Source organism: Azospirillum mesophilum (genome assembly GCF_053470405.2).
Genome location: NZ_JBPXMQ020000122.1, coordinates 1 through 816, shown reverse-complemented (window position 1 = coordinate 816; position 816 = coordinate 1). Strand labels below are relative to the sequence as shown.

Sequence of the window (816 nt, the reverse complement as noted above, 5' to 3'; positions counted from 1 at the left end):
GGACCCGTTGTAGTCGGCCGCCGGCGTGAAGGTCCAGGTGCCGTCGCCGTTGTTCCGCAACGTGCCGTTGGTGGCGGTCAGATTGGAAACCGACAGCGTGTCGCCGTCCACATCCGAGAAGCCCTGAAGCAGGTCGGCGGCCCGGATCGTGTAGGCCGTGTCCTCCGTGCCGCCGGTGAGCGTCGCCTTGGTGCCGGTCAAGACCGGGGCGTCGTTCACCGGAGCCAGCGTGAACGCCTGCGTCGCATCGACGGAACCGCCCTTCCCGTCCACCACCTTGTAGGCCAGCGAAACCGGCCCGTTGTAGTCGGCCGCCGGCGTGAAGGTCCAGGTGCCATCGCCGTTGTCGGTCAGCGTGCCGTTCGTCGCGGTCAGATTGGAAACCGACAGCGTGTCGCCGTCCACGTCCGTGAAGCCCTGAAGCAGGTCGGCCTTGCGGATCGTGTAGGTGGCGTCCTCCGTCCCGCCGGTCAGCGTCGCCTTGCTGCCGGTCAGCACAGGCGCGTCGTTGGCGCCGGTGACGGTCACGACGATGTCGCGGCTGGCCGTGCCGTCGAGCGAGGTGACGGTCAGCTTGTCGGTGACCTGTTCGCCGGCCTTGAGCGCCTGCACGTTGGCCTGGCTGTTGGCCAGCGTGTAGCCCCACACGCCGGTGTCGGCGTTGAAGGCGAAGGTGCCGTAGGTGCCGGCCAGCGAGTCGGGAGTCCGGAACTTGGCCTCGCCGGTGTCGACGTCCGCCACCGCCAGCGTGCCGCCGGTGGTCAGCGTGCCGTCTTCGGTCACCGTGCCGGTGGCACCGCCGGTGATCGTCGCGGG

Annotated in this window: 1 protein-coding gene; it reads right to left on the bottom strand. The window is 69.2% G+C overall.

Annotation, left to right across the window (positions count from 1 at the left end; translation table 11 throughout):
* A partial coding sequence (locus ACSVC7_RS32715) for a cadherin-like domain-containing protein (RefSeq protein WP_483509190.1) occupies window positions 1-816 on the bottom strand: 816 nt, incomplete at both ends.